We start from the raw sequence: 3,773 nt of genomic DNA, 5'->3' as shown, positions 1-3,773 counted from the left end.
CTACCAGCGTGCGGCGGCGATGCCGGACGCCAAACCGATCGCCCTGGTCAAGGCGGGCGAGGCCTACATGCGCGCCGGTTATCCGGACCAGGCCGCCAAGGCCTATCAGGCTGCGCTCGCCAAGGCTCCCAATGACGGCCAGGCGATGCTCGGCCTCGGCTCGGCGATGATCGAGACGGGCGATGTCGATGCCGGCATGCGCGCCCTCGCGCAGGCCGCGCCGCTGGTCAACACCAGCACCGCCTACAACCGGCTGGGCGTGGCGCAGACATTCGCGGGCCAGACGGCCGAGGCGCAAACGACGTTCGCACAGGCGTTGAAACTTGCGCCGGGCGACCTCGATATCGAGACCAACATGGCGCTGGCGGCCGCACTCGAGGGCAATTCCGCCGCCGCGCATCCGCTGGCTCAGAAGGTCTCCGCCGCACCCAATGCGCAGTTGCACCACAAGCGCAATATCGTGGTGGTATACGGGCTTCTTGGTGAAGAGGACCAGGTCAAGGCTTCGCCGCCGATCGGCCTGACGACCAAGGAGGTAAGCACCTTGCTCGCTCGCGCCAAGGCCATCCGCTCGAAGGGCAGCACTCAGGCCAGGGCCAAAGCGCTCGGCTCTATCCTCGGCTAACGGGTAGGACGTCCGAAGGGGTTTTCCGTCGAGCTCGTTGCCAAGACAGATGGCGGGAGCAGGGCAGGGCGGGCAAAGCCGCATCTGCCCGTTACTCGACGGGAAGTGTTGTCTGCGGCGTCGTCGGCGGCGCGCTGTTGGCTCCGCCGGTCGGAGCTTCTTCGCCATCGAGGTAGCGCCGCGCGGCCCTTGCGCTCGGCGCCGCGGCCGCTTTCCCCAACTGCCGGCCCTCGACCAGGTCCCGCTGACTTTCGGCCATGCGTTGGAGGTTGTAGGCGTTGGCGCAGCCGGCCGGCAGCTGGGAGCCGACGCCCGAGACGATCGTCAGCCTGGTCGCGGCGGGCGTGCCATCGTCATCGGCCGGTTCGGCCAGACACGCGTCGGGAGCGAGGACGGAGCCGCCGACGCCTTTTTCGGAACCGCCGGTGTCGGTCGAAACGTAGCTGTAGCCCGGAGAGTAGTCCTGCGGCTCTCGCGGACCGTTCATGCAACCCGACAGAAGCAGCACCGGGACAATGGAGCAGAGAGCAATGGGCGATGTCATGGTTGTTCCCCCCTATTTGACGATCAGGCCCATCGCCGACGCGTCATTGACCCGCTTGCGGCTGTGGCGCTTGGCCGCCGGACGATCGAGCGGCGTGGCGAGGCTGTCGCGCACCGGCGCGACCAGATAGGGCGTGATCAGGATGACCAGTTCCGTCTCTTCGCGCTGGAAGCGCTGTGACTGGAAGAGCGGGCCAAGCACCGGCACATCGCCGAGAACCGGAAACTTCTCCAGATTGCGCGAGGTCCGTTGCTGGAAAAGTCCCGCGATCGCAAAGGTCTGGCCGCTTGCCACCTCGACCGTCGTGTCCGCTCGCCGCACCACGAAACTCGGCATGGCAAAGCCGTTGGCGCTTACGGCGCCGGCATCCGACAAGGAGCTGACCTCCGGCTGGACATGGAGCGCGATGCGATTGCGGCCGATCAGCGTCGGGGTGAAGCCGAGGGACACGCCGAAAGGCTTGTATTGAATGGTTGTGACATCAGTTCCCTGCGCGATCGGCACCGGAATTTCGCCGCCGGCGAGAAAGTTCGCGGTCTGGCCGGTCACGGCAGTTAGGTTCGGTTCGGCCAGTATCTTGACGACGCCGTTGCGCTGCAGCGCTTCGATGAGGACGTCGAAATTGATGCCGTGCGCCTGGTCCATGTGCAGACCGAAATTCCCGTCGCCGGAAGGCACGCCATTGTCCTGGAACATGTTGAATTCGAAGCCGCCGCTTTTGTATCCGACGGACCAGTCGACGCCGTAGGACTGCAACTCCGTGCGCGAGACCTCGGCGAAGCGAACCCGGATATTGACCTGCTGAGAACCCTGCACGGTCATGTTGTTCAGAGGCGGCTGCTCCGGCGGCGAGAACGTGCGCGCGACATTGTCCAGGTCCCTCGCCTCGTCGATGCCTCGCGCTTCGCCCGTGGTGACGATGCGGGTCCCGAAAATGTGGAGGTTGGTCGCCGAGTTCGGCTGCATCGCGTGCTTGGCCTCGTTGGCGGGCGTGACATCGGGCGTGACGCGGAATTGAGCCGTTGCCTCGATCTGCTCATCGGCTTTGACCGCAATGAGATTGGTCAGGCCGGGCTTGAGGCCGAAAACATAGACCAGGCTCGGTGACACGATCTGAAGGTCCGCGATCGTGGTGTCCGCAATCAGCACGGATTCGACCGGTTCGTTGAACCGCAACAAGCGTCCCTGTCCGACAGGCAGGTCGAGTGTCGGCTTGCTCGGCAGTGGCGATGCGTTCTGCGCCGAGGCGTCGGCAAGCATGAACAAAAACGCCAGCAGAAAGCAGGCCGCCGCGACAGCGAGCCGGCGCGCGTCCATCCGCCTGGCGAAAGCGGCGGACCGAACGCCTGCTGCGGTATCGTGGATTGTCATGCCGTTCCTCTCCTGAGCATGTGGATTTCCCCGACGCCTGCTTCCGCCCCCTCGGCGTCAGGAGGTCGCCTCTTGTCCGGCATTCGCCTGAGCCGGCGGAAGCGACTGGGAGACATTGCGCGTACGGCCCTTGTCGGAGCGCCCGGCTATCGTGGCCAATGGCTGGACGTTGAATTCCTGGGCGAGTTCCTGGAAGGACAGAACAGGGAGCTCGACGGCATTGTGCGCGAGCAGGCTTCGCATATGACGGCGCACATCCATTGCGGCGAGCACCACCGGCGAGACACCGGTGTCGCTCTGCGACAGGGCTCGCTCGATTTCGGTGACCAAGGACTGGGCGCCGTCGTCCGAGAGGTTCAGGAACGTGCCGGTCGAGGTGTTTTGCACCGCGCTTCTGAGGATATCCTCGGCCGAGCGCTGCAGAACGTAAGCCGCGATGATGTTGTCGCGGCCCGCGGCGCGGAAGCTGATCTGGCGCTTCAGGGACGTGCGGACATGTTCCGTAAGCAGAACGACGTCCTGTTCGCGCTGACCCCATTCGATCAGCGCTTCGAGGATCAGCCGCAAATTGCGGATCGGCACGTTTTCATCGACGAGGCGCCGAAGCACTTCCGCGATCTTCGGCAGCGGAACGATCTCCTGCGCCTGCCTGACCAGATCCGCGTAGTCCGGCTCCATGTCCGACAGAAGCCTTCGGGTTTCCTGGATCCCGACGAAATGGCCGGCATAGAGGCGCAGTGCATTTGCGGTCCACCTGGCCGCGGTCTGCGCCGGTGTGGAGAAGCTGAGGCCGGCTTCCTTCAGTGCCGAGACGTGGTGAGCGTCAACCCAGATGACCTTGCGCAGGCCAGCGATCGGAAGGCCCTTTTCGTAAGTCACATCGAGCAGATCGAGATGCATCAAATCCGCTTCGACAAGAACGCGGTCGGCAGGAATCTCCGCGTCCAGAATAGGTGCTCCTTCCAGATCGATGCGGATCATTCGCGGTGGAATCTTCGCGTCGACCTGAAGGCCGATCGGCGGAACGTCGATGCCGAGATCGCCGAAGAGTTCGCGGCGCACGCCGTCGGCGAGCGTTGCAAAATCCGGCTCCGGAATAGAGGGCGCGAGTTCGGCTCCAACGCGTACGACGACGCGGGAGGAAGAAGGCAGCGCCGCGACGGGTGTCGCAGAAATCGACGCAGGCCTCCCCAGCGGCTCGGCCATTGCGGTTTCGCCGATATCGTGGGGCTC

The 3,773-nt window shown here is 64.6% G+C and carries 4 protein-coding genes; 1 reads left to right on the top strand and 3 read right to left on the bottom strand.

Annotated features, from left to right (window positions below; genetic code table 11):
• A partial coding sequence (locus EOA38_RS30335) for a tetratricopeptide repeat protein (protein ID WP_127300967.1) occupies positions 1–625 on the top strand: 625 nt, incomplete at its 5' end.
• 91 nt (positions 626–716) lie between these two features.
• On the opposite strand, the gene EOA38_RS30330 is transcribed toward EOA38_RS30335, so the two are convergent.
• From EOA38_RS30330 to EOA38_RS30320, 3 genes are all read right to left on the bottom strand, one after another.
• The gene (locus EOA38_RS30330) at positions 717–1,169 is read right to left on the bottom strand and encodes a hypothetical protein (RefSeq protein WP_126092901.1); all 453 of its coding nucleotides are present in this window, start codon (positions 1,167–1,169) and stop codon (positions 717–719) included.
• A gap of 12 nt (positions 1,170–1,181) precedes the next feature.
• Positions 1,182–2,540, bottom strand: a complete 1,359-nt coding sequence (locus EOA38_RS30325; RefSeq protein ID WP_245464635.1) for a type II and III secretion system protein family protein — start codon at positions 2,538–2,540, stop codon at positions 1,182–1,184.
• A 57-nt stretch (positions 2,541–2,597) separates the two neighbouring features.
• Positions 2,598–3,773: FHIPEP family type III secretion protein (locus tag EOA38_RS30320; RefSeq protein ID WP_189435013.1), on the bottom strand; the 1,176-nt coding region annotated here is incomplete at its 5' end.

The organism is Mesorhizobium sp. M1E.F.Ca.ET.041.01.1.1 (genome assembly GCF_003997355.1).
In the GTDB taxonomy this organism is placed as follows: domain Bacteria; phylum Pseudomonadota; class Alphaproteobacteria; order Rhizobiales; family Rhizobiaceae; genus Mesorhizobium.
Note: the sequence above shows the minus strand (reverse complement) of the source record. Positions and strands in the feature narration are given on the sequence as shown.

Coding starts and splice junctions, on each gene's coding strand:
- EOA38_RS30330 (WP_126092901.1), bottom strand. CDS start 1,169: ATGACATCGCCCATTGCTCTCTGCTCCATTGTCCCGGTGCTGCTTCTG.
- EOA38_RS30325 (WP_245464635.1), bottom strand. CDS start 2,540: ATGACAATCCACGATACCGCAGCAGGCGTTCGGTCCGCCGCTTTCGCC.